The sequence below is a fragment of the Shewanella sp. KCT genome (assembly GCF_007636505.1).
Classification (GTDB): domain Bacteria; phylum Pseudomonadota; class Gammaproteobacteria; order Enterobacterales; family Shewanellaceae; genus Shewanella; species Shewanella halotolerans.
In genome coordinates this window covers 65491-91812 of the sequence record NZ_LVDJ01000016.1, presented here as the reverse complement: position 1 = coordinate 91812, position 26322 = coordinate 65491, and the positions used below count along the sequence as shown (strand labels likewise).

At 55.2% G+C, this 26322-nt stretch carries 23 protein-coding genes and 1 rRNA gene; 10 read left to right on the top strand and 14 right to left on the bottom strand.

What is annotated here, in order from left to right:
* A 16S ribosomal RNA gene (locus AYI87_RS18600) occupies positions 1 to 74 on the bottom strand; the annotation flags it as partial.
* Between the two features lie 558 nt (positions 75 to 632).
* On the opposite strand from AYI87_RS18600, the gene AYI87_RS18595 reads away from it, so the two are divergent.
* The gene (locus AYI87_RS18595; RefSeq protein WP_144204160.1) at positions 633 to 1190 is read left to right on the top strand and encodes a gamma carbonic anhydrase family protein; all 558 of its coding nucleotides are present in this window, start codon (positions 633 to 635) and stop codon (positions 1188 to 1190) included.
* Between the two features lie 133 nt (positions 1191 to 1323).
* Here AYI87_RS18595 and AYI87_RS18590 read toward each other — a convergent pair whose 3' ends face one another.
* Entirely contained in the window at positions 1324 to 1596 is a 273-nt protein-coding gene (locus AYI87_RS18590; RefSeq protein ID WP_144204159.1) for a DUF1488 domain-containing protein, read from the bottom strand.
* Between the two features lie 38 nt (positions 1597 to 1634).
* A complete protein-coding gene (aroE, locus tag AYI87_RS18585; protein ID WP_186300671.1) occupies positions 1635 to 2474 on the bottom strand; it encodes a shikimate dehydrogenase in 840 nt (279 codons plus the stop codon).
* 176 nt (positions 2475 to 2650) lie between these two features.
* Between aroE and AYI87_RS18580 the strand changes: the two genes are divergently transcribed.
* The gene (locus AYI87_RS18580; RefSeq protein ID WP_144204157.1) at positions 2651 to 3079 is read left to right on the top strand and encodes a group II truncated hemoglobin; all 429 of its coding nucleotides are present in this window, start codon (positions 2651 to 2653) and stop codon (positions 3077 to 3079) included.
* Positions 3080 to 3135: 56 nt separating this feature from the next.
* Here AYI87_RS18580 and hemF read toward each other — a convergent pair whose 3' ends face one another.
* The 3 genes from hemF to AYI87_RS18565 all read right to left on the bottom strand — a co-directional run bounded on the left by hemF (position 3136) and on the right by AYI87_RS18565 (position 5289).
* Positions 3136 to 4047, bottom strand: a complete 912-nt coding sequence (hemF, locus tag AYI87_RS18575) for an oxygen-dependent coproporphyrinogen oxidase (protein ID WP_144204156.1) — start codon at positions 4045 to 4047, stop codon at positions 3136 to 3138.
* Positions 4048 to 4065: 18 nt separating this feature from the next.
* A complete protein-coding gene (locus tag AYI87_RS18570; RefSeq protein WP_011867524.1) occupies positions 4066 to 4623 on the bottom strand; it encodes an L-threonylcarbamoyladenylate synthase in 558 nt (185 codons plus the stop codon).
* A gap of 102 nt (positions 4624 to 4725) precedes the next feature.
* Positions 4726 to 5289, bottom strand: a complete 564-nt coding sequence (locus AYI87_RS18565) for a type I DNA topoisomerase (RefSeq protein ID WP_144204155.1) — start codon at positions 5287 to 5289, stop codon at positions 4726 to 4728.
* Between the two features lie 136 nt (positions 5290 to 5425).
* On the opposite strand from AYI87_RS18565, the gene AYI87_RS18560 reads away from it, so the two are divergent.
* Positions 5426 to 7246, top strand: a complete 1821-nt coding sequence (locus AYI87_RS18560) for a collagenase (protein ID WP_144204154.1) — start codon at positions 5426 to 5428, stop codon at positions 7244 to 7246.
* Positions 7247 to 7303: 57 nt separating this feature from the next.
* Here AYI87_RS18560 and AYI87_RS18555 read toward each other — a convergent pair whose 3' ends face one another.
* The 3 genes from AYI87_RS18555 to AYI87_RS18545 all read right to left on the bottom strand — a co-directional run bounded on the left by AYI87_RS18555 (position 7304) and on the right by AYI87_RS18545 (position 9985).
* A complete protein-coding gene (locus tag AYI87_RS18555) occupies positions 7304 to 7777 on the bottom strand; it encodes a DUF494 family protein (RefSeq protein ID WP_011867527.1) in 474 nt (157 codons plus the stop codon).
* Between the two features lie 2 nt (positions 7778 to 7779).
* Positions 7780 to 8799 carry a DNA-processing protein DprA gene (gene dprA / locus AYI87_RS18550; protein WP_144204153.1) on the bottom strand — a complete coding sequence of 340 codons (1020 nt, stop codon included), beginning with the start codon at positions 8797 to 8799 and terminating at the stop codon, positions 7780 to 7782.
* Positions 8800 to 8887: 88 nt separating this feature from the next.
* Positions 8888 to 9985 carry a LysM peptidoglycan-binding domain-containing protein gene (locus AYI87_RS18545; protein ID WP_144204152.1) on the bottom strand — a complete coding sequence of 366 codons (1098 nt, stop codon included), beginning with the start codon at positions 9983 to 9985 and terminating at the stop codon, positions 8888 to 8890.
* Between the two features lie 125 nt (positions 9986 to 10110).
* Here AYI87_RS18545 and def point away from each other — a divergent pair, with 125 nt between their 5' ends.
* The 5 genes from def to AYI87_RS18520 are packed head-to-tail and all read left to right on the top strand — an operon-like array spanning position 10111 to position 15789.
* Complete coding sequence (def, locus tag AYI87_RS18540; RefSeq protein ID WP_144204151.1) at positions 10111 to 10623, top strand: peptide deformylase; 513 nt, start codon at positions 10111 to 10113, stop codon at positions 10621 to 10623.
* Between the two features lie 7 nt (positions 10624 to 10630).
* Complete coding sequence (gene fmt / locus AYI87_RS18535) at positions 10631 to 11617, top strand: methionyl-tRNA formyltransferase (protein ID WP_144204150.1); 987 nt, start codon at positions 10631 to 10633, stop codon at positions 11615 to 11617.
* A complete protein-coding gene (gene rsmB, locus AYI87_RS18530; protein WP_144204149.1) occupies positions 11614 to 12897 on the top strand; it encodes a 16S rRNA (cytosine(967)-C(5))-methyltransferase RsmB in 1284 nt (427 codons plus the stop codon). The genes fmt and rsmB overlap by 4 nt, the downstream gene beginning before the upstream one ends.
* Positions 12898 to 12906: 9 nt before the next feature.
* On the top strand, positions 12907 to 14316 hold the full coding sequence (trkA, locus tag AYI87_RS18525) for a Trk system potassium transporter TrkA (RefSeq protein ID WP_144204148.1): 1410 nt from the start codon (positions 12907 to 12909) through the stop codon (positions 14314 to 14316).
* Between the two features lie 30 nt (positions 14317 to 14346).
* Positions 14347 to 15789 carry a TrkH family potassium uptake protein gene (locus tag AYI87_RS18520; protein ID WP_144204147.1) on the top strand — a complete coding sequence of 481 codons (1443 nt, stop codon included), beginning with the start codon at positions 14347 to 14349 and terminating at the stop codon, positions 15787 to 15789.
* 23 nt (positions 15790 to 15812) lie between these two features.
* On the opposite strand, the gene rlmF is transcribed toward AYI87_RS18520, so the two are convergent.
* Together rlmF and AYI87_RS18510 are read right to left on the bottom strand one after the other, a co-directional pair.
* Positions 15813 to 17036, bottom strand: a complete 1224-nt coding sequence (gene rlmF / locus AYI87_RS18515; protein ID WP_144204146.1) for a 23S rRNA (adenine(1618)-N(6))-methyltransferase RlmF — start codon at positions 17034 to 17036, stop codon at positions 15813 to 15815.
* 43 nt (positions 17037 to 17079) lie between these two features.
* The gene (locus tag AYI87_RS18510) at positions 17080 to 17487 is read right to left on the bottom strand and encodes a flagellar basal body-associated protein FliL (protein WP_144204145.1); all 408 of its coding nucleotides are present in this window, start codon (positions 17485 to 17487) and stop codon (positions 17080 to 17082) included.
* Between the two features lie 175 nt (positions 17488 to 17662).
* Here AYI87_RS18510 and AYI87_RS18505 point away from each other — a divergent pair, with 175 nt between their 5' ends.
* Complete coding sequence (locus AYI87_RS18505) at positions 17663 to 18229, top strand: chorismate--pyruvate lyase family protein (protein WP_144204144.1); 567 nt, start codon at positions 17663 to 17665, stop codon at positions 18227 to 18229.
* Between the two features lie 30 nt (positions 18230 to 18259).
* Here AYI87_RS18505 and AYI87_RS18500 read toward each other — a convergent pair whose 3' ends face one another.
* The 3 genes from AYI87_RS18500 to AYI87_RS18490 all read right to left on the bottom strand — a co-directional run bounded on the left by AYI87_RS18500 (position 18260) and on the right by AYI87_RS18490 (position 24474).
* Positions 18260 to 21115 carry an immune inhibitor A domain-containing protein gene (locus AYI87_RS18500; protein WP_144204143.1) on the bottom strand — a complete coding sequence of 952 codons (2856 nt, stop codon included), beginning with the start codon at positions 21113 to 21115 and terminating at the stop codon, positions 18260 to 18262.
* Positions 21116 to 21504: 389 nt separating this feature from the next.
* The gene (locus tag AYI87_RS18495; RefSeq protein WP_144204142.1) at positions 21505 to 23703 is read right to left on the bottom strand and encodes an MGH1-like glycoside hydrolase domain-containing protein; all 2199 of its coding nucleotides are present in this window, start codon (positions 23701 to 23703) and stop codon (positions 21505 to 21507) included.
* Positions 23704 to 23880: 177 nt separating this feature from the next.
* Positions 23881 to 24474, bottom strand: coding sequence for a YhgN family NAAT transporter (locus AYI87_RS18490; protein ID WP_144204141.1), 594 nt, complete (start codon positions 24472 to 24474; stop codon positions 23881 to 23883).
* Between the two features lie 228 nt (positions 24475 to 24702).
* On the opposite strand from AYI87_RS18490, the gene AYI87_RS18485 reads away from it, so the two are divergent.
* Entirely contained in the window at positions 24703 to 26301 is a 1599-nt protein-coding gene (locus AYI87_RS18485) for a metal transporter (RefSeq protein ID WP_144204140.1), read from the top strand.
* Positions 26302 to 26322 lie beyond the last annotated feature (21 nt).

Below are 26322 nucleotides of genomic sequence, written 5' to 3'. Positions count from 1 at the left end.
TGTTACCGCTCGACTTGCATGTGTTAGGCCTGCCGCCAGCGTTCAATCTGAGCCATGATCAAACTCTTCAATTAAAAGTTTTTTTGCTCCACTCTTTATTCAAAAGGAAGCGACTCAATGAATTCTGATTCACATAAATGACTCGGAAGAATCATCTACATGTTTGTACATATTGCTATGAACACTCACTATCTCTAGTGAAACTAGATTTAGTAAATCATGCATTGAGATTTAAATCGTTTTCGATTAACTCAATACCTGTGAGTGTCCACACAGATTTCTTGTTTTATCTTGTTAAAGAGCATTGCATCATTATTTTCGATGCCGCCGCTGGCGCCGGGCCATTGGCTTAGGGATGCGTATTCTACACTTCCCGATGTTGGCGTCAAGTGATTTTTAAGAAGTTTTTCAACTTTTCACTCGAACCATCTGAAGGCTGTTACCGTCGCTAAGCAGCGCCGTTTGCCGTGTCAGTGGGAGCGCATTATAGGGAGCAGAAACTTTTACGCAAGGGCTTTTTTAAAGAAAAGTGCTACTTTTGCATTGTTTGCATGCTTTTTAGCCTGACTAGCTACTTTTTCCCCATTATACTGGGTGACCCTCACTCATTTGGCCGTTTTAAGGACCTAGCCATGACAAAATCTATCCGTGCCTATAAGGGCGTTAGCCCACAATTTGATGCCAGTGTGTATATTGATGAAGCCTGTGTGCTCGTCGGCGATATTGCATTAGACACAGATGCCAGCGTCTGGCCCATGGTGGCGGCCCGAGGCGATGTGAATCATATCCGCATAGGTAAACGTTCAAACGTGCAAGATGGCACAGTACTACATGTGACCCGTAAGTCGGCCAGCCGCCCAGAGGGTCATCCACTGCTTATCGGCGACGATGTCACCATAGGCCATAAGGCGATGTTGCATGGCTGCCAAGTAGGTAATCGTATCCTTATTGGCATGGGCGCCATCATACTGGACGGCGCGGTGATAGAAGATGACGTGATATTAGGTGCAGGCTCTTTGGTGCCCCCCGGTAAGACATTGGAGAGTGGCCACCTCTATGTAGGCAGCCCAGCCAAGAAAGTGAGAGCGCTGACCGAGGCTGAAATAAAATTCCTCCCCGAGTCGGCCGACAACTATGTCCGCCTGAAGAACGAATACATTGAAGAAGCGTTACAGGATTTGCCAACCTAACGATTGTCGGCTAGCTGGACATAGCTAGGCCTAAACTAGCTAAACCTTAAAAGGCCTAGATTTAGGAGGCGTCGATATCTCGGCGCCTTTATGACGACTAGAAGTAGTCAATGGCGAAAGATAGCAGCGCAAACTAATCGACGCGTTCCACCTGAATATGACCCTGGACGTCGAACGCCTCCTTCTCGATCATCTTTTCCGCCTGTTCCTCGATATCGAAACGAAACTGCTCAAACAGGGACAGTGCCTGTTCGCTGTTATTAATCTTCTCTGCCGCAAGATGCTCAAGCACCTTCTGCCCTATGTAGCAATCGATCACCATCCCTTGCTGCTGCGCCGTAAAATGAATGGCGCTTAGCTGGGCATCCCAGGTCAGTTGCTCGGTAAATATGATGCTTTGATTCATGGCCCATTACTCCTATTGCCAATCGATATGAGTGCTTATCACACCTGCGCCGCGAGCTCACTACGCAGCGTCGCTAATACGGGCTCGACAGCGGGCTCGACACCGCGCCAGATGGCGAAGCTCTTGGCAGCCTGCCCCACCAGCATGCCGAGGCCATCGATCGTCTGACTCGCCCCTTGGTCTAAGGCCCAGCGATTAAAGGCGGTGAGCTCCCGACCATACATCATATCGTAGCAGACGCTATGGGCGGCGATAATCGCCTTGGGCAGATTCGGTAGCTCGCCACTCAAACTGGCTGAGGTTGAGTTGATCACTATATCGAAGCTATGGGTCAGTTCATCCAAGGTACTGGCCTTAACCTGGCCATAGGCCTTAAATGCATCGGCCAGTTGCTCCGCCTTGCTATGGGTACGGTTATGTATTGTCAAAGAGTCGATACCGGCATTCAGTAGCGGCAATATGGCGCCGCGCGCCGCACCACCTGCGCCGATAAGCAAGACACTCTTACCGCACAGGCTACCAAGGTGACGCTCGAGATCCGCCACCAGCCCCAAGCCATCGGTATTGTCGCCCTTGATGCGGCCATCGGCCAGAAAAGTGAGGGTGTTCACGGCGCCTGCGATCTTGGCCTCATCACCCAGGCAATCACACAAGGCATAGGCCTGCTCTTTAAACGGCAGGGTCACGTTGGCCCCCTTGCCGCCATGTTCGAAGAAAGCTTGCAGAGACTCGGCGAAACCATCGAGGGGCGCCAAGATGGCTTCATATTGCAGCGACTCGCCCGTCGACTTGGCGAACGCCTGATGAATAGCCGGGGATTTGCTATGCCCTATGGGATGGCCAAATACGGCGTATCTGTCTTGCACCTGCTGCGTCATGGAGAAGTTGTCTCTGTTTGATTCGATTGCGCTCAGTCTACTGAGCTTTTTCGGTGAAGCAAAGGGGGCAAGCATGCAATCTCTTCAGGGAAACTTGGATTGATTGCGACCGGAGAATCGGCTAGTGTGCCGCTTGATACCAAGACCCAGTAAAACAGAGCCCGCGAGAGAGTCAGATGAAGTGGTTAAAAAAGATGATGGCTAGGCCTTCGGCCGAGCGCGATCCTCAGCAATCGAACGCCTATGACAAAATTGGTGGAGAGAAGGTGATCCGCGCGCTTGCCAAGCAGTTTTACCATCAGATGCAGACCAGCCCAGATACCCAGGCCTTGCTGGCCATGCATAGATCCCCCATTACCGAGTCGGAACAGAAGCTGTTTGAATTTCTCAGCGGCTGGCTGGGCGGCCCCCAGCTGTTTCATCAACGTCATGGGCATCCAGCCCTGCGCGCAAGACACATGCCCTTTAGCATAGACGAGACGATGCGTGATCAATGGCTACTCTGCATGCAACGGGCATTGGCGATAGAGATTAAAGAGCCGCAACACAGGGAAGCAATCTACCAGGCGATCTCGACGCTCGCCGACCATATGCGCAACCAATAAAGTATTGCCATTGTCTTGATTAAAAAAGGGCTCATTCGAGCCCTTTGTGATATTCCTTATGCCTCTAACCACTCTCTCGGCTTGAGATAATCGCTGTAAAGCTTGGCCTCTGGGCTGCCCGCCTCAGGGGTGTAGGCATACTGCCAGCGCACCAGCGGCGGCATAGACATCAGGATAGACTCGGTACGACCACCTGTCTGCAGGCCAAATAGTGTGCCTCTGTCATACACAAGGTTAAATTCCACGTAGCGGCCGCGGCGATAGAGCTGGAAATCACGCTCACGTTCACCGTATGCCGTCTCCTTACGCTTCTCGACGATAGGGGCATAGGCCTTCAGGAAGCCCTCGCCCACCGCCTGCATGAAGGCGAAGCTGTTTTCGAACCCTGGCTCGTTAAGATCGTCGAAGAAGAGACCGCCGACACCACGGGTCTCGTTACGATGTGGCAGGAAGAAATACTCGTCGCACCATTTCTTATATTTAGGGTAAACGTCTTCACCGAAGGGCTCGCACAATGCCTTGGCGCTCTGATGCCAGGCCACCACATCTTCTTCGAACGGATAGTAAGGGGTCAGATCGAAGCCGCCGCCAAACCACCAGACGGGATCGGCTCCTTCCTTCTCGGCGATAAAGAAGCGGACGTTGGCGTGGGTCGTCGGCACATAGGGGTTGTTAGGATGGATCACCAGGGAGACACCCATGGCCTCGAAGCTGCGTCCGGCCAACTCGGGTCTGTGAGCGGTAGCCGATGCCGGCATGGCCGCACCTGTCACGTGGGAAAAGTTTACCCCGGCCTGCTCAAACACCTTACCCTTAGTCAATACGCGGCTGGTGCCGCCGCCACCCTCTTCCCGCTCCCAGGAGTCGGCGACAAACTTGGCCTCGCCATCGAGTTGTTCCAGGCCTTCACAGATCCTTTGTTGCAGGTCGAGTAAGAATGCTTTGACTTGGGTGGCATCAGGCTTCATAAAAATTCCTTGCTTTGGTTATCGTAAAATCTTTCCGCTGATCACATCTATGATGGTCGATGGTTTAGGCTCGGCGCCCAGGCTACCGGCCACCAGACCATCTATCTTGCCATCAAACTGACGTATAACTTCCTCTGGAGTCAAGGCGGGCTCTTCCCCGGTCAGGTTGGCACTGGTCGAGACGATGGGCTTACCCAGCGCCTGACATAGCGCCTGCACGCCAGGATGATTAGAGACGCGCACGGCGAGGGAGTCAAACTGACCACTCAAGAGGCTAGAGAGCCCGGGTCGTTTCGGCATGATGAAGGTAAAGGGGCCTGGCCACTTGTCGAAGGCCGACTGCAGCTGCGCCTCGGTGAGGACAGAGCTATCGATATAGGGCGTTAACTGATTGAAATCGCTGGCGACCAAGATCAAACCTTTCTGCCATGGACGCTGCTTTAAATCCAGCAGCTTCTGAATCGCCTCATCGTTGTCGGGGTCACAACCCAGCCCATAAACGGCCTCGGTCGGATAGGCTATGACGCCTCCTTGCAGTACCGTTTCAACCAGGGCAGCGGGATCTTGCTGTAACATGTCGCCTTACCTTTCTGTGTTCAACGGGTCGACTTGACCCTATGGGTCGAGATTATACAGACAAAGCTAATACGAACAATGGCGGCAAAGGATAAACAGGCCCTATAGCGGACGCTTATACTTACAACTCTTTTGCGGACATTCCAGGCGCATGCCGGCTGCGCGCTTGCGCTCGACTAAGATACCGAAGCCGCAATCGGGGCAGGTTTCCTGCACGGGCGGGTAATTCACCAAGAACTTACACTTAGGGTAGGCACTACAGGCGTAGAAGCTTTTACCGAAACGGCTGGTTCTATGCTCCATCACCCCTTTATGACAGCTGGGACAGGTGACGGCCTCGGCGGGGTCTTCCTGATCATGCTTCTCGATATGCTTACAATCAGGATAGCGGGTACAGCCGATGAAGATACCGAAACGACCCGACTTTACCGCCAGCTCGGCCCCGCATTCTGGGCACTCTGAGTCTTCGATTACCTGAGTCTCGATCGACTCATGATGCACCAGAGGCCGGGTGTAGTCACAGCTTGGGTAGTTGTTGCAGCCGATGAATCCACCATGTTTACTGTTTTTCACCGACAGCTCACAACCACACTTAGGGCAGAGTTCATACTCTTTCTCCAGTGCATGCTCGTGTGAACTAAACAGTTGATCATCTATCTTAGACATGAGTTTCTCGACAGCCGGTGACTCTAGCTATTTTACCAAGCTCTACAGCGCCTTGGGAATCGAATGTGCACTTAATTATAGCTAGTCTTCTTTGCTGGATTGAAATATATTGTATGCAAAATAACAAGGAGACCCTATGTTGCGCCAATCACTCTGCGCCCTGTTGCTCGTCGGCCCCAGCCTCTTGGTGGGCTGCAGCGTCACTGCACCAGGACAGATAGCCCAAGAAAAGAGAACCCCTAGACAGATAGACTCGGCCTTTATCAATGAGCTAAGCACCTTACCGTCACAGCAGATCTTCAGCCATGACAACCCCCTGCTCGATACCGCCAGCTTAGCTAAGGCACTACAAGCCATCATGCTGGCCCAGGATGAGGCAAGCCTAGACGCCCTGCTCTATTACCTAAGAGCCTTTAGCTATTTCGGCCCCATGGATAAGCTGACCGATACCGAATATACCGCTCTAACAGATGCCTTAAGCCGACTTGGCAATAGTCAGTTGATCGCTCAGGCGCCCAGATTACAGGAGCACTTCGCGGTAACTCTGTATCGTTACTATGGGATTGATGACAAAGATGACAAAGTCAATGACCAGCGCGCCGAGCAGCTTGCTAGCTTGCTCCCCCTGCTGAATCGGCAACTAAAGAGAACCGCAAAACAAGCGCCTAGTCAGGCAGCAGATTATGCTATTTGGGAGACACTGAGAGCCTATGGCATGCTGCTCAATGTCGCGCGCAAACAGCCCGATGGCGCGCTCAACAAGCAGTTGATCGCCGCCGAACTGGATAAGCCTCTGCTCGACTTTGCCGCCTCCTCACAAAGCCTGCATGGTCAGCAAGACTGGCCGAGAGCCAATGCCTATTGGGCACTGGGCCTCTATCGCCTAGCACTCCCCAGCGGCGAAGAGGGCAAGCTCACCCCAGCAGAACAGACACTGGACGATGCCATGGTAAGACTCGCCGAGCAAGATGTCGCCCAGCGTGGCGAGACCGCCAAGACCACCTATACCTTGGGCTATCATGTGAACGCCTTCGCCGGTCTGGAGGCCTGCAAGGCCCGCAGCAGTGTCTGTCAGATCCCCGAGCTGACACAAGTCTTACCCATACGCCATCAATGTTCAGATAGCCTGTATATCCTGGCGCAAGATCTCACCCCAGATGAGCTGAGTACCAGCTGCACTAAGCTCACCTCACAGGAGGCCAACTTTCATCGACTACTCGAGACTCAGCACCAGCCGACCGCCAACGATAACAATGACGCGCTGCAGGTAGTGGCCTTCAAAAATTGGAGCCAATACAACGCCTACGGCCAACTGCTGTTCGACATAGGCACGGATAACGGCGGCATGTATATCGAAGGCACGCCGTCAAATCCCGATAATCAGGCCAGCTTCTTCGCCTATCGACAGTTTTGGATCGCGCCAGAGTTTGCCATCTGGAACCTGAATCATGAATATGTGCATTATCTCGACGGCCGCTTCGTGAAATATGGCGGCTTCGGCCATTTCCCGCGCAAGCTGGTGTGGTGGTCGGAAGGGCTTGCCGAGTACGTCTCCAAGGGCAATGACAATCCATCGACCCTAAAGGTCATCAAGGCTAAACTCGATGAGGCGCCAGATCTCAAGACCATCTTCGCCACCGAATATAAGGATGGCCTGGATAGAACCTATAAGTGGAGTTACATGGCCATCCGCTTCTTGGCTGAGCACCACCCAGAGGAGTTGGTGCGTCTCAGCCATTACCTGAAGACAGATTATTTTGAGGGCTATGAGAAGCTGCTCGATCAACTCTCAGAACAGCAAAGTGCTTTTTCAAACTGGCTAACCGAACAGGTTGCCCAATTTGAGGAGCATGACACGGATAAGGCGCCCAAGATAAATAAGCTTAATCGTTATGCCTATCGCGATTATCTGATGCCGAGCCATCTCAAGTTAGATGGGGCCCATCAACATTTTTAATCAAGCATTAAAAAAGGAGGCTCAGGCCTCCTTTCTTTTAAATCCGAATCGAGTCAATTAGGAATGTAGCCGCCCATCGGGTTGCTCGAAGATCAGATCCTCCATCTGCTCATAGGCAGACTCGTTGCCCGGCACATTAAACAACACCATGAGGATCACCCACTTAAGGTCTTCCAGAATCAGCGCAGGCTCGTCCAGCTCCATCACGCGATCGATCACCATCTCGCGCAGCTCGACATTGAGCACCTTGATCTGTTCTAAGAAGAGTAGAAAACCACGACACTCGACATCTAACTTCTCCATCTCGGCCTGAGTATAGATACGGAAGGAGTGTTGATCATGATTACATAGGTAGGGTTGATCACTTTCTTGTAGCGATGCCAGGTGTTCCAACCAGGACAAGGCCTTGATAATCGCCGATTGATGAAAACCAGCGCGTGTCAGTTCTTGGGTCAACTCGTCTTCATCGACCAGTAACTCGACCTCACTGTGCACATAGTTTTCGAATAGATACATGAGGATATCGAACATGGCTAGCTCCTCTTAAGTCTTATATAACCACCGGGTACAGCTGAAACCCAACCTTGTAGTTCAAGTTCAAGCAACTGCTCTAATACTAGCTCTATCGTTTTTCCACTATGCTCGACCACCACATCTAATGGTGTGGCCTCATAGCCTACACTAGCTAACAGTGAGGCAAATGGCAAATCAGAAGCTAACTCCTCCCCTATATGGTGACGACGATGCAACTCTTCAAGGTGAAATTTTGATAAAGCTGCAACCTCTTCGATAATATCGGCGGCACACTCCACCAATTTAGCACCATCTCGTAACAAATCATGACAGCCCTGATGATCCCCCGCCAGGATATTGCCCGGCACGGCAAACACCTCGCGGCCCTGCTCCAGCGCGAGGCGGGCGGTGATCAACGAGCCACTCTTTCGTGCCGCCTCGACCACGAGTACGCCCAGCGAGAGCCCGCTGATGATGCGGTTGCGCTTGGGAAAGTTACCCGCATAGGGTTTCATCTGAGGCCAGAACTCACTGAGTACACAGCCCCTCTGCTGGATCTTTTCGTAGATGGGTTTGTGGCGCTTTGGATAGACGACCTCTATGCCTGTGCCCAACACGGCCAGGGTCACGCCATCGCCATCTAATACCCCCTGGTGGGCCGCGCCATCTATGCCGACCGCCATGCCACTGGTCACCGCAATTTTGGCCGCGGCGAGTTCCTGGGCCAGTTGATAGCTTGCAGCTAATCCCGACTGAGACGCGGCGCGGCTACCCACCATGGCGATACAGGGATGCACCAAGGCGTTAGGATCGCCTTTGGCAAAGAGAATCGGCGGCGGATCGTTGATCTGCTGTAGCAGGCTGGGGTAGAGGGTATCTTGGGGACAGAGAATATGATGGTGAGGCGCGGCGTCTTGCCAAGCTAGCGCCTGTTCGACCAAAGAAAAATCGGGGGACAGCTTAGCCGTCAATAGGCGCTCAGGCAGGGGTAAGGCATCGGGTTCATACTCCAGCCTTTGCCTGAGCTCTGCTACATCCATGTAGTTTAATAATTGTTTTACCCGGGCCGGTCCTAACCCGGGTACTGCAGAAACAACTAGCCAGTCGACCAGCTTGTCGTCGATGGCACTATTCGCTCGCTAACAGGGTATCCGGTTGCAGCAACTTGTCATGGACACGTACGGGCTTCTCGTTGATCAGAATAAGCCCCATGCTGACACGGTCGAACACCTTGAATACCATCAGCTTACCGCGATAGATATCCGGCATCTTTACCGCATTATCTGACGAGATACTGGCCAGCAGTTCCTCATAGGTGCTGCGATCCTTAGGTTGTACCGGCTTGCCGTCACCATCGATCACCACCTCGGCGCCGTCGCGGAAGATGGAGAACACATGGCCAGGCTCGACGCCGTCTTGGCTACCTCGGTCGATATAGACCACATCTAGCTTACCCATGGCGCGCACATCTTTCTCAGAGGCGAGCACTGTGCCAAGCGTTGTCGCCGCCTTAGGCATGAAATACGCTGACATCAGCGAATCATCTTCGATAGGCAGCACACGATAACCCGCCTTGGTCTCGCGCATATTGCTCAGCAAACGCACCTTAGACACAGGGCCCGACTCTATGACGCGGCCGCTGGCGGTCAGAATCACCTCCAGCCCCAGATCATCGCCAGATTCGGCATCTTCAAACTGACGTCCCTTGGCATAGACACCAAACTTGTCACCAAGAGTCAGCTCCCCTTGAACATAGATAACATCATCGGTCACATGGTGCTTAGACTCACTCTCGCCCCCCATGACCATCGGCTGCTCATCGAACCACTCGCCATCGACAACTCGGTTTTGCACCAGATAAGGCTGGATCAGGCTGAGATCCACGGCGGGGATCGCACCACCTTTCGGTAAAACACGTCCTTCGGGGCTCTTACGAATATGAGGCTTGACCACCAATCTGGGTTCACCGTCGATAAAGACCAGGGTCAGTCTGTCTCCAGGATAGATAAGATGAGGGTTGGCGATCTGTGGGTTGGCGCCCCAGAGCTTGGGCCAGCGCCAGGGATCCTTGAGAAATTGGGCTGAGATGTCCCAAAGGGTATCCCCTTTCTTCACCACATACGAATCGGGATGGCCAGACTTCAATGTCAAGGTATCCGCGACAACAAACGAACTACTAAAAATCATTAAACCGAGTAAAATTAGTCGTTTCATGGGGGTATCCATGCTGTTTGCCCTTTATATAGAGCTTTTACTGTTATTGAATGCCACTAAGGATTAAAATTAACCCATTAGCCTAAGTCAGTATAACCAACTGTCTCGAATTTGACAGACTTGTTAAGAGTTTATGTATGAGTTTACTAAAAGTTTTACGCTTTCCCGATGAGCGCTTACGCACGATTGCGAAGCCCATTACAGAATTTAACGCTGAGCTTCAGACACAAATCGATAATATGTTCGAAACCATGTATGAAGAGAAGGGAATTGGTCTGGCAGCTACCCAGGTTGATTATCATCATCAATTGATCGTTATGGACCTGCAAGATGACGTAGAACGCCCTAAGGTTTTCATTAATTTAGAGATAATCGAGAAAAGTGGCGATTTTTGCAACGAAGAGGGCTGCCTCTCGGTGCCCGGTATCTATGCCAAGGTCGATCGCGCAGAGTTTGTCACCATCAAGGCGCAGGACAGAGAGGGCAACGAGTTCACTTTAGAGGCTGATGGGCTGTTCGCCATCTGTCTGCAACATGAGCTTGATCACCTCAATGGCAAACTGTTTGTCGATTACCTCTCGCCCCTCAAGCGTCAGCGTATCAAACAGAAACTCGAAAAAGCCGCGCGCCTCGAAGCCAAACAAGGATAAGCCCCATTTGAAACCACTCAAGATACTCTTTGCGGGTACGCCAGATTTTGCCGCCCGCCATCTACAAGCCTTAATCGATTCAGAACACCAGGTTATCGGGGTCTACTCCCAACCAGACAGACCCGCGGGTCGTGGCAAGAAGCTACAGGCCAGCCCGGTCAAGGCCTTGGCACTCGAACATGATATCCCAGTCTACCAACCTGTGAGCCTGAGAAACGAAGATGCCCAGGCAGAGCTCGCCGCTCTCGGCGCCGACATCATGGTGGTGGTCGCCTACGGCCTTATCTTGCCTCAGGTGGTACTGGATACCCCAAGACTGGGCTGCATCAATGTGCATGGTTCCATCCTACCCCGCTGGCGCGGCGCAGCGCCGATTCAGCGCGCCCTATGGGCCGGCGACGCGGCAACCGGCGTCACCATAATGCAAATGGATATAGGTCTGGATACTGGTGACATGCTGCTCAAGACCCATCTGCCTATCGAAGACAGCGACACCTCCGCCAGCCTGTATGAGAAGTTGGCCGAGCAGGGGCCGACCGCCCTGATCCAGGCACTAAAAGGCCTCGCCGAAGGCAGCCTAACGCCTGAGCCACAGGATGAAGCCCTGGCCAGCTACGCCGAGAAGCTCAGCAAAGAGGAGGCGCAGCTCGACTGGCGCAAACCGGCGCAGCAGCTGTGGCGTGAAGTTCGCGCCTTCAATCCATGGCCCGCCAGCCACTTCCCCCATCAGGATGCGGCAATCAAGGTATGGCAGGCCAGCGTGTCAGACGAGACAAGCCAGCAGGCCCCTGGCACCATCATCCACGCCGACAAGCAGGGCATAGCGGTCACTACAGGTGAAGGCGTGCTGGTACTTGAAACCATTCAGCTGCCGGGCAAAAAAGCCATGGCGGTGGCCGACGTGCTTAACGCCCGCGGCGACTGGTTTACCCCGGGCACCCAACTACAGGGCACAGACAAGGTAAACAATAGCTCCGACGAGGCGCAGGCATGAAGAATCTGCGTGCCCTCGCGGCCAGAGTCGTCTTCCAGGTATTAGAGAAAGGGGTTTCACTGTCCGTGGCCCTGCCCGAACAGCAGCAAAGACTCACCAGCGGTAAAGACAAGGCCCTGCTAGCCGAGCTCTGCTATGGCGTGATGCGTCACCTGCCCCAGCTCGATAAGCTGGTGAGCGACTGCATGAGCAAGCCGCTCAAAGGCAAGCAGCGGATCGTACATCAGCTGCTGCTCGTGGGATGTTATCAGCTCTATTTTACCCGTATCCCCGGCCATGCGGCGATCTCGGAAACCGCCGAGGCCTGTCGCCAGCTCAAGTTTGAGGGACTGGTCAAGGTAGTTAACGGCGTGCTGCGCAACCTGCAGCGCAACCAGAAGCCGCTGCCCGAAGACAACGAGACTCTGGCCTTTAATACCCCCGCCTGGTTGATCAAGCGCCTCAAGGCCGCCTATCCAGACAGCTGGCAAGAGGTGATTACCCAGAGCCATCAACGCCCGCCCATGTGGCTGCGTAACAATCAGTTGTCCCAGACCCGAGAGCAATACCTGGCGCTACTCGACGAGCAGGAGATAACGGCGACACCCGGTGCGAGCGATGACGCCATACTGCTGGAGAGCCCGAAAGATGTCGGCCTGCTCCCAGGTTTTGCCGATGGTGCAGCCTCGGTGCAAGATGGCGCCGCACAATGGGCCGCCAGCCTGTTGGCGCCCGAAGCAAATGAACTGATTCTCGACGCCTGCGCCGCCCCCGGCGGCAAGAGCTGTCATCTGCTGGAGAGTGAATCCAGCATAGATCTGGTGGCGGTCGACTTCGACGCCAAACGCCTGGAGCGGGTGCAGCAGAACCTCGACAGATTAAACCTCAAGGCCAAGCTGGTACATGGTGACGCCGCCAAGATAGACACCTGGTGGCAGGGCGATAAGTTCGATCGCATCCTGCTGGACGCCCCCTGCTCGGCCACCGGCGTGATCCGCCGCCACCCGGACATCAAATGGCTACGAAAGCAGGCCGATATCGAAGAGCTAGCCACATTGCAGTCACAAATTTTGGATCATTGCTGGCAGTGGCTTAAACCCGGTGGCACACTCCTGTATGCTACATGCTCAATTTTACCGCAAGAGAACGCCGAGCAGATCACGGCTTTCTTAGCGAGAACCCAAGACGCAACCCTGGTTCCAATCGCACAACAACAAAACAGCGATGACATTGGCTGGCAAATCATGCCGGGCCAAGACAATATGGACGGGTTTTACTACGCTCGCTTGGTTAAGGGATAACGTTAGGCTATGAAAATTATCATATTAGGTGCGGGTCAGGTCGGCGGCACATTAGCCGAAAACCTGGTTGGAGAAAACAACGACATCACCATAGTCGACAATGACCGCGACCGGCTGCGCTCGCTGCAAGACAAGTATGACTTGCGGGTAGTGCTGGGCCATGGTGCCCACCCAGGTGTCCTCAAGGACGCGGGGGCCGAAGATGCCGATATGTTAATTGCCGTGACCAATAGCGACGAATGCAACATGGCGGCCTGCCAGATAGCCTTCTCCCTCTATGGCACCCCCACCAAGATCGCCCGTATCCGCTCGGAGCAGTATCTGGCACTGCGGGACAAGCTGTTTATCGACAGCGAGACCAAGCAGAGCGAGAACCGACCTCGCGGTGGCTTCATCATAGATGAGTTGATCGCCCCCGAGCAGCTGGTTACTTCCTACATACGTCGCTTGGTGGAATACCCAGGCGCCCTACAGGTGCTGGAATTTGCCGAGGGACGCCTAAGCCTGGTGGCAGTACGTGCCTATTATGGCGGTCCGCTAGTGGGTAACGCCCTGGCAGCCCTGCGCGAGCACATGCCTAACATCGACACCCGTGTGGCGGCCATCTTCAGACAGGGCCGTCCCATCATGCCAAGGGGCACCACCATCATTGAGGCGGACGACGAGGTATTCTTCGTCGCCGACAGCCGCCACGTGCGCGCCGTGATGAGTGAGATGCAGAAGCTGGACAACACCTACCGCAATATCATGATCGCCGGCGGCGGCAACATAGGTCTGGGGCTGGCCAAGCAGCTACAGCGTAATCATGCGGTCAAGCTGATCGAACACAGACCGGATCGCGCCGAGGCGCTGTCTGAGAAGCTGGAAAATACCACGGTATTCTGCGGCGATGCCTCAGATCAGGAGCTGCTGCTCGAGGAGCATATCGACCAGACCGACGTATTTATCGCGGTCACCAACGACGACGAGGCCAACATCATGGCCGCCCTACTGGCCAAGCGCATGGGCGCCAAGAAGGTGATGGTGCTGATCCAGCGTGAAGCCTATGTGGATATCGTCCAAGAAGCCAATATCGATATCGCCATCTCGCCGCAACAGGCGACCATCTCGGCGCTATTGACCCATATTCGTCAGGGGGATATCTGTAACGTCTACTCACTGAGACGCGGCGCCGCCGAGGCGATCGAAGCCATCGCCCACGGCGATCCCAGCACCTCCAAGGTGGTGGGCAAGCAGATTAGCGAGATCAAGCTGCCACCGGGCACCACCATAGGCGCCATCGTCCGCGACGACGAGGTACTGATGGCCCACGATAAGACGGTCATCGAGCAGGGCGACCACGTGATCTTGTTCCTGGTGAACAAGAAATTTATCGGTGAAGTTGAAAAGCTGTTCCAGCCTAGTGCATTCTTCTTCTAAGCTACTCACGAAGCCAAGACTTAATTCGCGATGCTAAATTTTCGGCCGCTACTCTTCATCTTAGGCGTGTTCCTGTCGACCCTGACCGCCTTTATGTTTTTTCCGCTGATCTTCGCCCTACTCTATGGCGAGGAGACGGTGGGCGCCTTCATGATCGCCTCGCTGATCACAGGCACCTGCGCCAGCGCCTGCATGCATCAGGGGCAGAGCGAAAACATCCGCCTCAATATCCGCGATATGTTTCTGCTCACCAGCCTGACCTGGTTTATCGTCAGCCTGTTTGCGGCCATGCCCTTCACCCTCTACCACGGCATCAACTATACGGACGCCTTCTTCGAGACCATGTCGGGGATCACCACCACGGGCTCTACCGTGCTGTCCGGCCTGGATACCATGGATCACAGCATCCTGATCTGGCGCTCGCTGCTGCAGTGGCTGGGCGGGATAGGCTTTATCGTGATGGCGGTAGCCATTCTGCCGTTTCTCAACGTAGGGGGGATGCGGCTGTTTCGCACCGAATCCTCGGACTGGAGCGACAAGGCGGTGCCTCGAACCCAGGATATGGCCAAGCACCTCTTCTATGTCTACATCATACTGACGGTCTGCTGCGGTGTGGCCTACCACCTGGCGGGGATGACCTGGTTTCAGGCGATCAACCATGCCATGACCACACTCTCCACCGGCGGCTACTCCACCTCAGACAGCTCCATGGCGGCCTTCTCTGCGCCCGCCCACTGGGTCGGCACCATCTTCATGGCGGCCGGCGGCCTTCCCCTGCTGATGTTTGTTCACAGCCTGTCCCAGCGTTCGCTGCGGATCTGGAACGATGCCCAGGTGAAGGGCTACCTCATCTTCCTGGCGTTCGTCTCCTGCAGTCTGGCCTTCTGGCTCTGGCATGGACACGAGATGACGGCGGCCGACGCACTGCGCCTGGCCAGCTTTAACGTGGTCTCGGTGGTGACGACCACTGGCTATGGCCTTACCGACTACACCTCATGGGGCGCGGTGGCCAACGTGGCCTTCCTCTTCCTGATGTTTGCCGGCAGCTGTTCGGGTTCGACCTCTGGGGGAATTAAGATCTTCCGTTTCCAGATCGCCATCGCCATCATGCGCGAACAGCTGAAACAACAGTTCCACCCTAACGGTATCTTCAAGGAGCGCTATAACGGACGCCCAATCACAGAAGATATCGTGCGCTCCCTGGTCACCTTTATCCTGCTGTTTATGCTGGTGATAGTGCTCTTGTCGGTGATCTTGGTGTCTACCGGACTCGACCCGACCACCAGCTTTACCGGCGCGGTGACGGCGGTGACCAATGTGGGCCCAGGGCTTGGGCCAGTGATCGGCCCGGCGGGGAACTTCTCCAGCCTGCCCGACATCGCCAAATGGTCACTGGCCATCGGCATGCTGCTGGGCCGTCTGGAGATCCTGACGGTGGCGGTGCTCTTCCACCCTAACTTCTGGAAGTACTAAGCGAACTAGCGCCTAGGGCCTGACTAAACCCGATACTGTCGCCAGAGACTATGCTGCTCTGGCGTCAGGAAGGTCCAGGCCAGCACTCGAGTCAGCTTATTACCTTGGGCCATCTCAAGGGTCTCTACCCGCTTGGCGCCCACCTGTTCCAGCAGACGATAGCAGGGCTTAAGATTCTCCTTCTTCGACACCAAAGAGGTAAACCAGAGGCACTGTGAGCCGAAATTCCGGCTCTCACGGATCATCAGGCCGAGAAAGGCCTGCTCTCCCCCTTCGCACCAGAGCTCAGCCTTCTGGCCGCCAAAGTTAAGCTTCTCCTGACTCTTCGCGACCTCATGTCCCTTGGCCCGCTTGTTGGCTGCCAGGTTCTTCAGTTTGCGCTCGCTGCCTCTACTCGCCTCCGCCAGCGAGGCATGAAAGGGCGGGTTGCACAGGGTCAGATCGAACCTGTCCTCGGGCGTGATAACACCGGTAAAGATCTGTTTCGAATCTGACTGCAGGCGTAGGCTTAACTTGCCCGACAGCTGTGAATTGTTTGCAATGATCCGCTCGACATTGGCCAGCGAGACAGGGTCGATATCACTTGCCACGAAACGCCAACCGTAGACCTGATGTCCCAGCAGTGGATAGATGCCATTAGCGCCTGTGCCGATATCCAAGGCGACCACTCGCTCTCCCTTGGGCACTCTCGTCACATTAGGCAGCTTGCGCTTGGCCATCTCCTTGCTCCCGGGAGCCGATTCGGCCAGCAGATCCGCCAGGTAGTGCAGGTAATCCACACGACCCGGTATCGGCGGGCAGAGAAATCCCTCGGGAATATCCCAATAGCTCAGCCCATAATGCAGCCTGAGCAGCGCCAAGTTAAGCAGCTTCACCGCCCTGGGAGCGGCAAAGTCAATAGACAGGTTGCCATAGGGATTGGGACGAACGAAGGGCTTAAGCTCCGGCGTGGTATCCATCAGCGCCTCGAACTCATAGCCCAGTCCATGGAGATTACGAGGGTGCAGCCCCTTGCTCGCCCCCTGAGTCTTGCCCTCAGCTGGCTTAGACTTGGCTTTTAGTTTTGCTTGTGGTTTCGATTCTGGCTTAGCTTTTGGCTTAGCTTTTGGCTTAGCTTTTGGCTTAGCTTTTGGCTTAGCTTTTGGTTTAGATTGAGACGAAGGCTTTGGCCTTGAGGCCTTAGCAGACGGTTTTTGAGAAACAACTTTCTTGGCGCCGGGGCGCGTGGGCTTTCGAGACGGGGTCATCAGGGGATCCTGGCTGCACGCACGGCATGCAGCCCATAACACATTAATCGTACAGGTATTTAGTAAACAGCAGGTTGACGATAAGCGGCTTGCCTATCTCCTGCTCCAGCAGACGATTCAGTGTATCGTAACACTCGCGGCGGATCTCCTCCTTGCCGGTCAGAGACTTCACCTTATCTTCGGTCTGCGCCCCTAAGATCTCTATGAGGGCGGCGCGCAGCAGCGGGTCGTGATGTTCCAATACGATCAGATCTTCCGGCACCTTGACCATGAGTTCGACACTGATCTTCACAAAGCCCAGCTTCTTCCGATTGGAGATATAGTTAGTCACAATATCGGGCTCGAAACCGTAATAGGCGTAGGTGTCGACCACCTCTTCCTCTTCGGCAAATGCCCCCAGGCTCAGTACACTGGTCACTAGCATGAGGCACAGCAGCGCAAACTTTTTCATATTAGACGAATACTCCGTTCATGATTTGATGGTCAACACTCGCTTTCCAGCCAGACGATACCTTATTTAACGGCACCAATACTTAGATGCTTTAGTACTCAAGGCTTTAATTACCGACATCAAAGCCTCGTCATGATAAACTGCTGACGTTTTTGAGTATTGTACCGAGAATTTAATGAGTGTGACCAGGTTAAGCTTCCCCTATGGTGAATCCATTCAATGGCATTCACCGGATCAAATTCCCCAGCTGCCACCCAGCCCCTTCAGGGAGTGGCTATTAGCTTCCGGTAGTTTAACCCAAAAACTCAAGTCTCACTGCAACCAATTTGAGGTCAAGGTGTTAGGCGAGGCCATGTTGCCTCCCTTCCCGGGCGAATTGCCCCACCAAGGGCAAGCCTGGATTAGAGAAGTGCTGCTCTGTCTCGATGGCATCCCCTGGGTATTTGCCCGCACGCTCGTGCCAGGCGCCATGATGGACAGCGCCCAGGATAACTTCCTCTCTCTGGGCACCCGCCCCTTGGGCGAGCTTTTGTTCACCAGTGGCGATTTCACCCCGGGCAAGATAGAGGTCGGCGAGTTTACCGCCTGCGACTCCCTCGCTAATCTCATTGAGTCGCTCGAGCAGGAGAGTCACCATCCCCTGTGGGGCCGAAGACGCTACTTTAGCCATGGGGACCAGCAGCTGATCGTCAGCGAGATCTTCCTGCCCAAGGCCCGCCAGCTCATCGACCGGCTGGCATAAAAAAACGCCTCTTAACGAGGCGTTTTTTGTTTAGCTTCTACGGCGCAGTCCCAGGAGCATCAGCAATGACAGGCTGATCCAACCCAGACTACCACCACCCGAATCCTGCTTGGTCTCGACCACAGGCGGCTGCACCACGGGAGCGGTCACCGTCAGCGTCAGGCTCTTGCTCGCCTGATTATTGGCCTCATCGGTTACCGTCAAAGTCACTGTATAACTACCCGCCGCGCCATAGGTATGTGTCGGCGAGGCGGCCGTGCTCGTCTGCCCATCGCCGAAGTTCCAGGCATAACTCAGCGAGCCAACCCCTTGATTGGACAGGTTGCTAAAGGTCACCGTCAGATCGCTGGCCTTATAACTGAAATCCGCCACCGGTTGGATGACGACGGTCACCTGAGTGTTGGCTGTGACCGATTCACCGGCGCCATCTGTCACCGTCAGGGTTACCTGATAGCTTCCCGATGCCTGATACACATAAGTTGGCGCCGCCAGGGTGCTAGCAGCACCGCTGACACCGAAGTTCCAGGCATACTGATAGCTGCCATCACCACCTGTCACATTGGCGCTGAAGCTAACGCTCGCGCCCTCTTGTGTCTTAGCGATAGAGGCGCTCAATGCCCCAGGCGCTGGCGGAGGCGTCACAGTGCCCGAATACTCGAAGCGTACCTTGGCGCTGCTGGAATCCTGGCTCTGGGTAACCACCTCCATGGTCAGGCCAAGTTCAGGCAGTATGATACCCGCCTGCGGCTTGAGTGGCGCACTATAGTCCTGGCTGTCATCAAACAGGCTGTTGCCCGCCAGATGGTCATCACCAAAATAGGTGGATTGGTTATACAGGCTAAAGGTGGCATCGCGGATCTGAGTCGCCGTGCCATTGGTGCCAATTAGCACCTGGTCGGCGTCGACCACACCGATCAGGCCACTGCCTGGATGCTTGCTGGAGTTGTTGTCGGACTCGTTGAAGTTCTCCAGCCAGAGCAAGACACCCGGCTCATAACTGTGGCTCTTCAATCCGACATCGACGCCGTTGTAGCTGCGCAGCTGCACCAGGTAGCGGCGCGGCTTGCCTGGACGGGTGTTATCGATTCTGGCAAAGCCACCGTTGAGCGCCATGGTATTTGGGTCCTCGGCGCCGTCGCTGTAGATAACCGACTCACCGTCGAGCACCTTAAGCTCATCGAACACGAAACCATAGTCGCCCACCGCCTCATCGGTGAAGTAGACGATGCTGATCTGACGATCGCTGCTGCCAGCATAGGCACTGAGGTCGAAGCTTAGCTCCACCCAGGAATCGGCGCCTTCGGCACCCGCCACATCAGAAGACTTACCCGTGATGATGTTCTTAGCGTTATTGATGATGTTGCTGGCCTTGGTGTGATTACCGGCTAAGGCCACATCGCCCACCTTCACCTGCACATAATCATAATCTGTCTCTATGCTCCAGTGTGCCTTCATCTTCAGGGTTAGACTGCTGCTCGCCGGGAAATCCAGGCTAAAGGAGGCCGCAGTGCTCAGCAGATTACCCTGACCCGAATAGTACTGATAGCTGCCGGCATAGGGCTGCTTGAAGGGAATATTGTCCGAAGGCAGAGGAATGGAGATCTGGTTCACCAGGTTGGCATTGACGGCCTCGGCCAGCTGTACCTCCTGGCCACCCGTTGGGATAGCGGCCAGATCCACCTGAGTCTCATTGATCCACTTGCCCTTATACTTGTTTTGCAGGTAAGAGCGGGCATAGGGACTAAAGCCTGTTGGCTGGCTGCCAGGGATATCCCCGGTCCAACTACCGCCAGACATGATAGACCAGGAGCCCACGGGCGAACCGTCGCCGCTGTTGCTGGTGTCGTACTCATCGGGCAGGCCGAGATCGTGGCCAAACTCATGAACAACCACTCCGGCGGCCGCATCTATGGGCTGAACCGTGTAACCAAACACCTTCTTGCCTGTGCCGGGGATCTCATAGCCAGGCGAGTTGCCTTCATAGACAAAGTAGCGGTGCGACCAGATGGCATCATCGCCCAACACACCACCACCGGCCTCTTCGCCTATGCTGGAGTGAAACAGCATCACATGGTCGATGTCGCCGTCGGCCTCATTGAGGTTGCCGTCTCCGTCGAGATCATAAGGGTCTTCCACGTCGAACGAGGCGATTTCGCTGGGCGTCATGCTGGCCAGTGCCTGAGTCACCGCCTCTTTCACCAGCTCGGGAACCGCCTTGTCGTCATCGTCGTTGTTGGGGTCATGCTGCCCGTAATAGGCCGCGTTTTGGTTGGCGGTATACCAGCCGTAGACCTTACCGGTGAAATAGAAGCTTCCGCCAGATTCTGCCTGATAATATTGATACCCGGTCAACAGGTTCTGCCCCTGAGGGCCGGCAAAGCCGGTCGTCGAGAACATGAGATCCTGATAGTGGGCGACAGGGTAGCTAGAGTAATACATGGGCGTATCGGCGGCTGTCAGGCGGTTGTTGTCGTGGGGCAGATCGGGAAAGTCGATCAGCACACCCAGTACCTTCACCGTCTTAGTCACATCTGCGTCGGCCTGGGGCGTCACAAAGGACATCACCCGCGCCTTCTGCTGGGCCTTCTGACGCATACTCTGCTGAGATTCCAGCTTGGCCTGAACCTGGCCACCTTTTTCCTGATAGCCCTTGGCTCTTTGGGTGTAGGCCTTAATTGCGGCGCGCTTCTCCGCCTCGCTGGCATCACTGGCCAACTCACCACGCTTCACCAGCCAATAGAGGATCTGCTGCTCGTTAATCACCCCGGCGTCGGCCACGCCAGTCACTTCCTTCATAGTGATCGGGGCGGCATTTGCCGACGCGCCAATCAGCAGGAGGGAGAAGCTCAATGCGGACAACGCACCGGCATAATACTGTCTCTTCATGCTAAAAATTCCTTGTGCCTGTATTTATCCCCAAACGGAACGCCTTCCCCGCTGGGTGACCCTAAGGCTGCCTAACTTAGATAATTTTAGTGGGGACTTGGGAAGGGGGCTAACTCATCGCTATAGGCATTTACATTGCCAATATAAATCGACACAAAAAACACGCTGAGTTAAGCGGCCGGTGACTCGGCCAGACGGGTGTTAACGCCCACTTAGCGGCAAACGTAACAACAACACCCAAGGTCCACTACAAGACATTAACAGTATTTTTCCCTGTAGAGTAGAGTAAAAGTGCTATTTTTCACTAAAGAGGTATAGGTCAGCGGCTAAATAGCGAGAAGCGCGGCCAATCGCCACGCCACTCTTATCTCTTATCTCTTCTCTCTGCCTCAATCAGTGCTGAGCCAGCTGCGATAGATGAGCAGCAACACAGAGGCTGACCAGCTAAAGTTGGTGCAGTGCAGCCCGTCTCCGGTCAGAGGATCATAGTTCTCCCGTATGGGCCCATCACCCAGTACACCTTGGGCTTCATTCACCAACTGAGTGGCGAGGCGCCGCGCCAGCTCGTCGTGGCCATAACGGGAGACTCCCTGCAGGCCAAACAGCGCCTGATCCAGCCAGACGGGGCCGCGCCAGTAACGCCGCGGGGCAAAGGCCGAATTGTCGGCGCTCACAGTGGGAAAGGGCAGCTTGGTCCCAAAGTTAGAAGCATTGAGCTGAGTGGCGATCATCCGCTCCGCCTGAGCCTGACTGGCGGCGCCGGCCCACAGCGGCAGCCAGCCCTCGACCCCCTTACCCTCGGCGATCATCAGATGTGAGCGCTCACCCGCTAAGCGTCTGTCGTAGAAGAAGCCACTCTGCTCATCGAAAAACTCGCTGCGGATCAGCTCCCCTAGGCTCACCGCCTGCTTACGCCAAACCGCCGCCTCGCTGTCCAAGCCCAGTAACTCAGCCATCTGAGCAAGATAGCCCTTCTCCGCATACAGGTAGCTGTTGAGATCAACTGACTCCTGGGAGATGGAGTAACCCAGCAGTCGCCCCTTAGCATCATAATTTTCCAGCACCTGGAGCCCATTACCCATGTCGAAACGCGGCGCATTGTCCATGCCCGACTCCCAGGCCGCCGCCTCGATCACCGCCTCCCTGTCCGGCTTACCCGGCTCGCCATGGCGGGGATGACGATTAGCGCCATATTCCGCCAGGCCGTTGTGGTTATGGTCTCGATTGCGATACCACCATTCATGGTAGGCAACCAGCTTAGGGTAGAGCTTGGTAATCAACGCCTTATCCTGGCTCTGCTGGTAGATCTGCCATACGGCCCAAGCCGCCAATGGTGGCTTGCCGTTACGTTCGTTCCAGTTGCCCCCTTTGCCGCCGCGACTGGCATCGGGGTTATAGAAGATAGCGTCGGGCAGGTTACCCGCATCCTCGGGGCGCAGCGGGTCCTTGGCATCGAACTGATAATCAAACATCGCCAGCACGTTCGACTCGGCCAGCGCCACATCGAACTGCGCAAGCGCCACCGCCTGTTTCCAGCTGTCCCAGGCCCAGACACCGTTGAACCACTTATAGGTCACAGATGGCGTGACGGCATCATGCAACAAAGCGCCCGCTGGGCTACGCCAGTTGTGCAGCAGGGTCACCATGGCCTTGGCGGCCAGGCGCTTGGCTTCGAAGTCCCCTCCGCGTACTAGCTTATCCAGCCGCTGCTGCCAACGAGATTGATTGGCCGCAAGCTTCGCTGTCACTGTAGGCCAGTCAAGCTTAGCCGCATGCCTGGCCTCGACTTGAGTATGAAAATACTGGTGGGCGGCGCGTAGCACAGTCGCCTCTCCCGGTGCCAGGATCAACATCTGGCTGTCGGCGCGATAGCCCTGGGGCCCCTCGACCGATAGGGTTACGGCCTGCTCAAATGCCAGACGGTAACTGGCATCATCGAGCTGCATCTGCCAGGTCTGATCTATAGGAGTAAACTGCCAGGTCACGGCGTCATCGCTCAGCAGCCGCTTATCGACCAAGCGATACTGTTTCAGTTTGGGATGAGTGGCGAAAGGGCTGCCCGACCAACTCAAGTGCCAGGAACCTGGCTTGTCAGTCAGGTTAATCAGCCTGGTCGAGACGATGGCGGTGCGATTATCGCTATATTCCAGGGTGGTGGTGAGTTCAAGATCCTTGAAGCGAAAGCGCTGCACCAGTCCCCAGGGCTCGCTGTAGATCTCAACCTGCTCCGCCTTGGACAGATCCACACTCTGACCAGACTCCCCGGAGAACAGCTGCAGTTTCTGCAGGCTATCGCTCAGATGCAGGCTGTACTCCTGGGCAATAAACAGCGGCCCGGTGAAGCCACCATAGTAGGCGGGCGAGTCCGGCAGATGAAAACCATGCCAGGCACCTTGGTCCATGTAGACGGCGGGAATCGTCAGGTTACCCTGCGGATCCCTCTGTTCCATATTATTTGGGGTTCCCCGATAGTTGAGCAGATCCCGATACTCGTTGGCCTGCACCATAGCAACAGAGGGCAGAGCGCAGAGAAGAGACAGAGAAAGCAGCAAGAGGCTGCGAACAGATAGCGCAGGCAGACGCGTCATGGGGTCACTCAAGAGTTAATTGAATACAATATTCAAATCATTCCAGAGTCGCTTCCGAGATGCAAGGAGATCTCTTACCCTCAAACAGCTGTTACGGCCTTAAGACAAAGGATAAATCGCGACTGTTCAGGTCAAAAGAGTGAAGGCGCCGACCATTACGGCAAGCGCCCATGTCCCTTATGCGGCGTGAGCGATATATTTAGCCACGCCGTCGAGGAACATCTGCACCGAGATCATCACCAGCACCATGCCCATCAGGCGCTCCACCGCCGTCAGGCCCTTCTCACCCAGAAGTTTGGTAAACAGCTTATAGAAGAGCAGTATTACGGCGCTGGCCACCCAGGCAGCAAACAGGGCTATGGTCCAATCCATCATGCGCGAGCTGTCGGTATGGGCCAGCAGAATCAGCGCCGCCAACACAGAGGGACCAGCCATCAGAGGGATCGCCATAGGCACAATAAAGGGCTCTTCACCCGCCGCCAGCCCCACCACGCCGCCTGGCTGGGGGAAGATCATCCTGATAGCAATAAGGAAGAGTATGATGCCGCCGGCAATGCTGACCGACTCGGATCTCAGGTTAAGAAAGCTGAGAATCGCCTCACCGGCAAACAGGAAGAGCAGCATGATGATCAGCGCGAAAATCAGCTCCCGCACCAACACCTTGCGCCGCTTCTTAGGTTCGATATGACGAAGAATCGAGGCGAAAATGGGTAAGTTCCCCAGGGGGTCCATGATCAAAAACAACATTACCGCAGCAGAAAAGATGTCCATAGCTCAATATTCGTCAAAAGTTGAACCTATATTGTATAACTTAATGACAATATTAATCAGTAGCTAAGATAACAAAATCGACACTCTTCCCAGGTTTTTCCGCCGTCCACGGGGGCACCAGCCGGCTCATGCCATGTAAATTATTTTTCCCCTCGGGTTAATTGTTCGATTGGCAGACATAAGACTGATATACTAGCTGGCTTTCTAGGTTCCCTTGTTAACACTTATATGTACTATCTCGTCGCCAGTTGTATTGCACTCCTGTTAGGCCCACTCTTCTATCGTTTCTTTACGACAGGGACAGGTCTGCAAAAAGGCTTGGATGGTTTCATCTTCGTGTCCCTTGGCGGCCTGGTGCTGATCCATATCCTGCCGGAGCTCCTGGAGCACGGCGGTTTCCTCTCCCTGGCGTTTGTTATTGTCGGCCTCTGGGGCCCGACCCTTAGCGAGCGCCTGTTTCACCGCTACTCAGAGGTCACCCATAACCTGACCCTGACACTCGGCATAGGCGGACTCCTGCTGCATACCCTCACCGACGGCGGCGCCATGGTGCTGGCCCAGCAGGACGGTAACTCCAGCCTGTTGGCCCTAGGGGTGATTCTGCATCGTCTGCCTGTGGGGCTAGCGATCTGGTGGCTACTCAAGCCTCAGGTAGGTAGTCGCTGGGCATCCATAGTATTAGGCGGCATGATGCTGCTGACAGGCGTGGGCTATTTCGCCGGCGAGCAGTTACTGGCGCAGCTAAGCCTGGACAACACAGTCTATCTGCAGGCCTTCGTCACCGGCTCGATTCTGCACGTGGTGCTGCATCAGCCCCATGGCCACACCATAGACGACAAACAGGGCAAGTATGAATATCAGGCCGGCATAGGCAGCCTGTTGGGTATCGCCCTGCTGTTTGTGCTGCTGGCGTTCGACTCCGGCGGCCACGACCATCACGAACACAGCCACAGCAGCGATCAACTGCTGGACTGGCTGCTAACCCTGGCGCCTGTGCTCCTGCTGAGCTATAGCCTGGCGGCGATGCGCTACCTGTTTGGCCTGTCGCCTCACCATGAGCGCCTGAGCCAGCGCTGGCTGCAACGCTTGGCAGGGCCAGAGGCTTTGGTGATCACCCTGCTGCTCCTGGGACCTAGCCTGGCATTTATCCAGCTGATCGGCCTGACATTGGTGGGGATCTTACTCACCATGACGCGGGTCGAACCCACGGATCCTCATCTGGGATTACCTAACTCCGCCTGGCGCTTCGGCTTCGCCCACCAGGTGGATCGCAGCGCCCCCTGGATCATCCTCAGCCTGGTATTGGCCAACCTTATCGGCCACCCGTCTGTGCCCCTCACCTCTCCTCTGGTGCAGGTTGGCGTATTGCTCCTGCTGCTTCTGCCGATGCGTTTCTGTAATCTCGGCGGCGCGGTATTGGCGCTGTCCCTGGCCTACAGCGGCTGGACCATGGAGGCTGTGATGCTAGTGTTGCTGGCGGCCCCCGTCTTCAACCTGGCACAGCTGAAATTGATGGACTGGACCCAGCGTCTGGCGCTCACAGGGGTGATCGGCCTCTGCCTGCTGGGCACCCACTGGTTGATCCCTGAATGGAGCCGGCTGCTCAGCCTGCCCGAGACGGTTAACCAGCTGAGCCTGGCACTGGTCGCCATGTTATTTGCCGCTAGCCTGCTACGACTGGGGCCGCGCAAGTTTATGGCCCGCATCATGCTGTGGAAGCCTAAGGCCCATGATCACAGCCATAATCCTGCTAGTGGTCATGAACACAAGCACAGCCATGAGCACAAGCACACACATCACCACGAACATGAGCACGGCCAGCACTAGGAGTTAGGGGATAGCTTTTCT

Excerpts from the sequence above, each read along its gene's own strand:
- AYI87_RS18595 (WP_144204160.1), top strand. The coding sequence starts at position 633 with ATGACAAAATCTATCCGTGCCTATAAGGGCGTTAGCCCACAATTTGAT.
- AYI87_RS18590 (WP_144204159.1), bottom strand. The coding sequence starts at position 1,596 with ATGAATCAAAGCATCATATTTACCGAGCAACTGACCTGGGATGCCCAG.
- aroE (WP_186300671.1), bottom strand. The coding sequence starts at position 2,474 with ATGACGCAGCAGGTGCAAGACAGATACGCCGTATTTGGCCATCCCATA.
- AYI87_RS18580 (WP_144204157.1), top strand. The coding sequence starts at position 2,651 with ATGAAGTGGTTAAAAAAGATGATGGCTAGGCCTTCGGCCGAGCGCGAT.
- hemF (WP_144204156.1), bottom strand. The coding sequence starts at position 4,047 with ATGAAGCCTGATGCCACCCAAGTCAAAGCATTCTTACTCGACCTGCAA.
- AYI87_RS18570 (WP_011867524.1), bottom strand. The coding sequence starts at position 4,623 with ATGTTACAGCAAGATCCCGCTGCCCTGGTTGAAACGGTACTGCAAGGA.
- AYI87_RS18565 (WP_144204155.1), bottom strand. The coding sequence starts at position 5,289 with ATGTCTAAGATAGATGATCAACTGTTTAGTTCACACGAGCATGCACTG.
- AYI87_RS18560 (WP_144204154.1), top strand. The coding sequence starts at position 5,426 with ATGTTGCGCCAATCACTCTGCGCCCTGTTGCTCGTCGGCCCCAGCCTC.
- AYI87_RS18555 (WP_011867527.1), bottom strand. The coding sequence starts at position 7,777 with ATGTTCGATATCCTCATGTATCTATTCGAAAACTATGTGCACAGTGAG.
- dprA (WP_144204153.1), bottom strand. The coding sequence starts at position 8,799 with ATGGATGTAGCAGAGCTCAGGCAAAGGCTGGAGTATGAACCCGATGCC.
- AYI87_RS18545 (WP_144204152.1), bottom strand. The coding sequence starts at position 9,985 with ATGGATACCCCCATGAAACGACTAATTTTACTCGGTTTAATGATTTTT.
- def (WP_144204151.1), top strand. The coding sequence starts at position 10,111 with ATGAGTTTACTAAAAGTTTTACGCTTTCCCGATGAGCGCTTACGCACG.
- rsmB (WP_144204149.1), top strand. The coding sequence starts at position 11,614 with ATGAAGAATCTGCGTGCCCTCGCGGCCAGAGTCGTCTTCCAGGTATTA.
- trkA (WP_144204148.1), top strand. The coding sequence starts at position 12,907 with ATGAAAATTATCATATTAGGTGCGGGTCAGGTCGGCGGCACATTAGCC.
- AYI87_RS18520 (WP_144204147.1), top strand. The coding sequence starts at position 14,347 with ATGCTAAATTTTCGGCCGCTACTCTTCATCTTAGGCGTGTTCCTGTCG.
- rlmF (WP_144204146.1), bottom strand. The coding sequence starts at position 17,036 with ATGACCCCGTCTCGAAAGCCCACGCGCCCCGGCGCCAAGAAAGTTGTT.
- AYI87_RS18510 (WP_144204145.1), bottom strand. The coding sequence starts at position 17,487 with ATGAAAAAGTTTGCGCTGCTGTGCCTCATGCTAGTGACCAGTGTACTG.
- AYI87_RS18505 (WP_144204144.1), top strand. The coding sequence starts at position 17,663 with ATGAGTGTGACCAGGTTAAGCTTCCCCTATGGTGAATCCATTCAATGG.
- AYI87_RS18500 (WP_144204143.1), bottom strand. The coding sequence starts at position 21,115 with ATGAAGAGACAGTATTATGCCGGTGCGTTGTCCGCATTGAGCTTCTCC.
- AYI87_RS18495 (WP_144204142.1), bottom strand. The coding sequence starts at position 23,703 with ATGACGCGTCTGCCTGCGCTATCTGTTCGCAGCCTCTTGCTGCTTTCT.
- AYI87_RS18490 (WP_144204141.1), bottom strand. The coding sequence starts at position 24,474 with ATGGACATCTTTTCTGCTGCGGTAATGTTGTTTTTGATCATGGACCCC.
- AYI87_RS18485 (WP_144204140.1), top strand. The coding sequence starts at position 24,703 with ATGTACTATCTCGTCGCCAGTTGTATTGCACTCCTGTTAGGCCCACTC.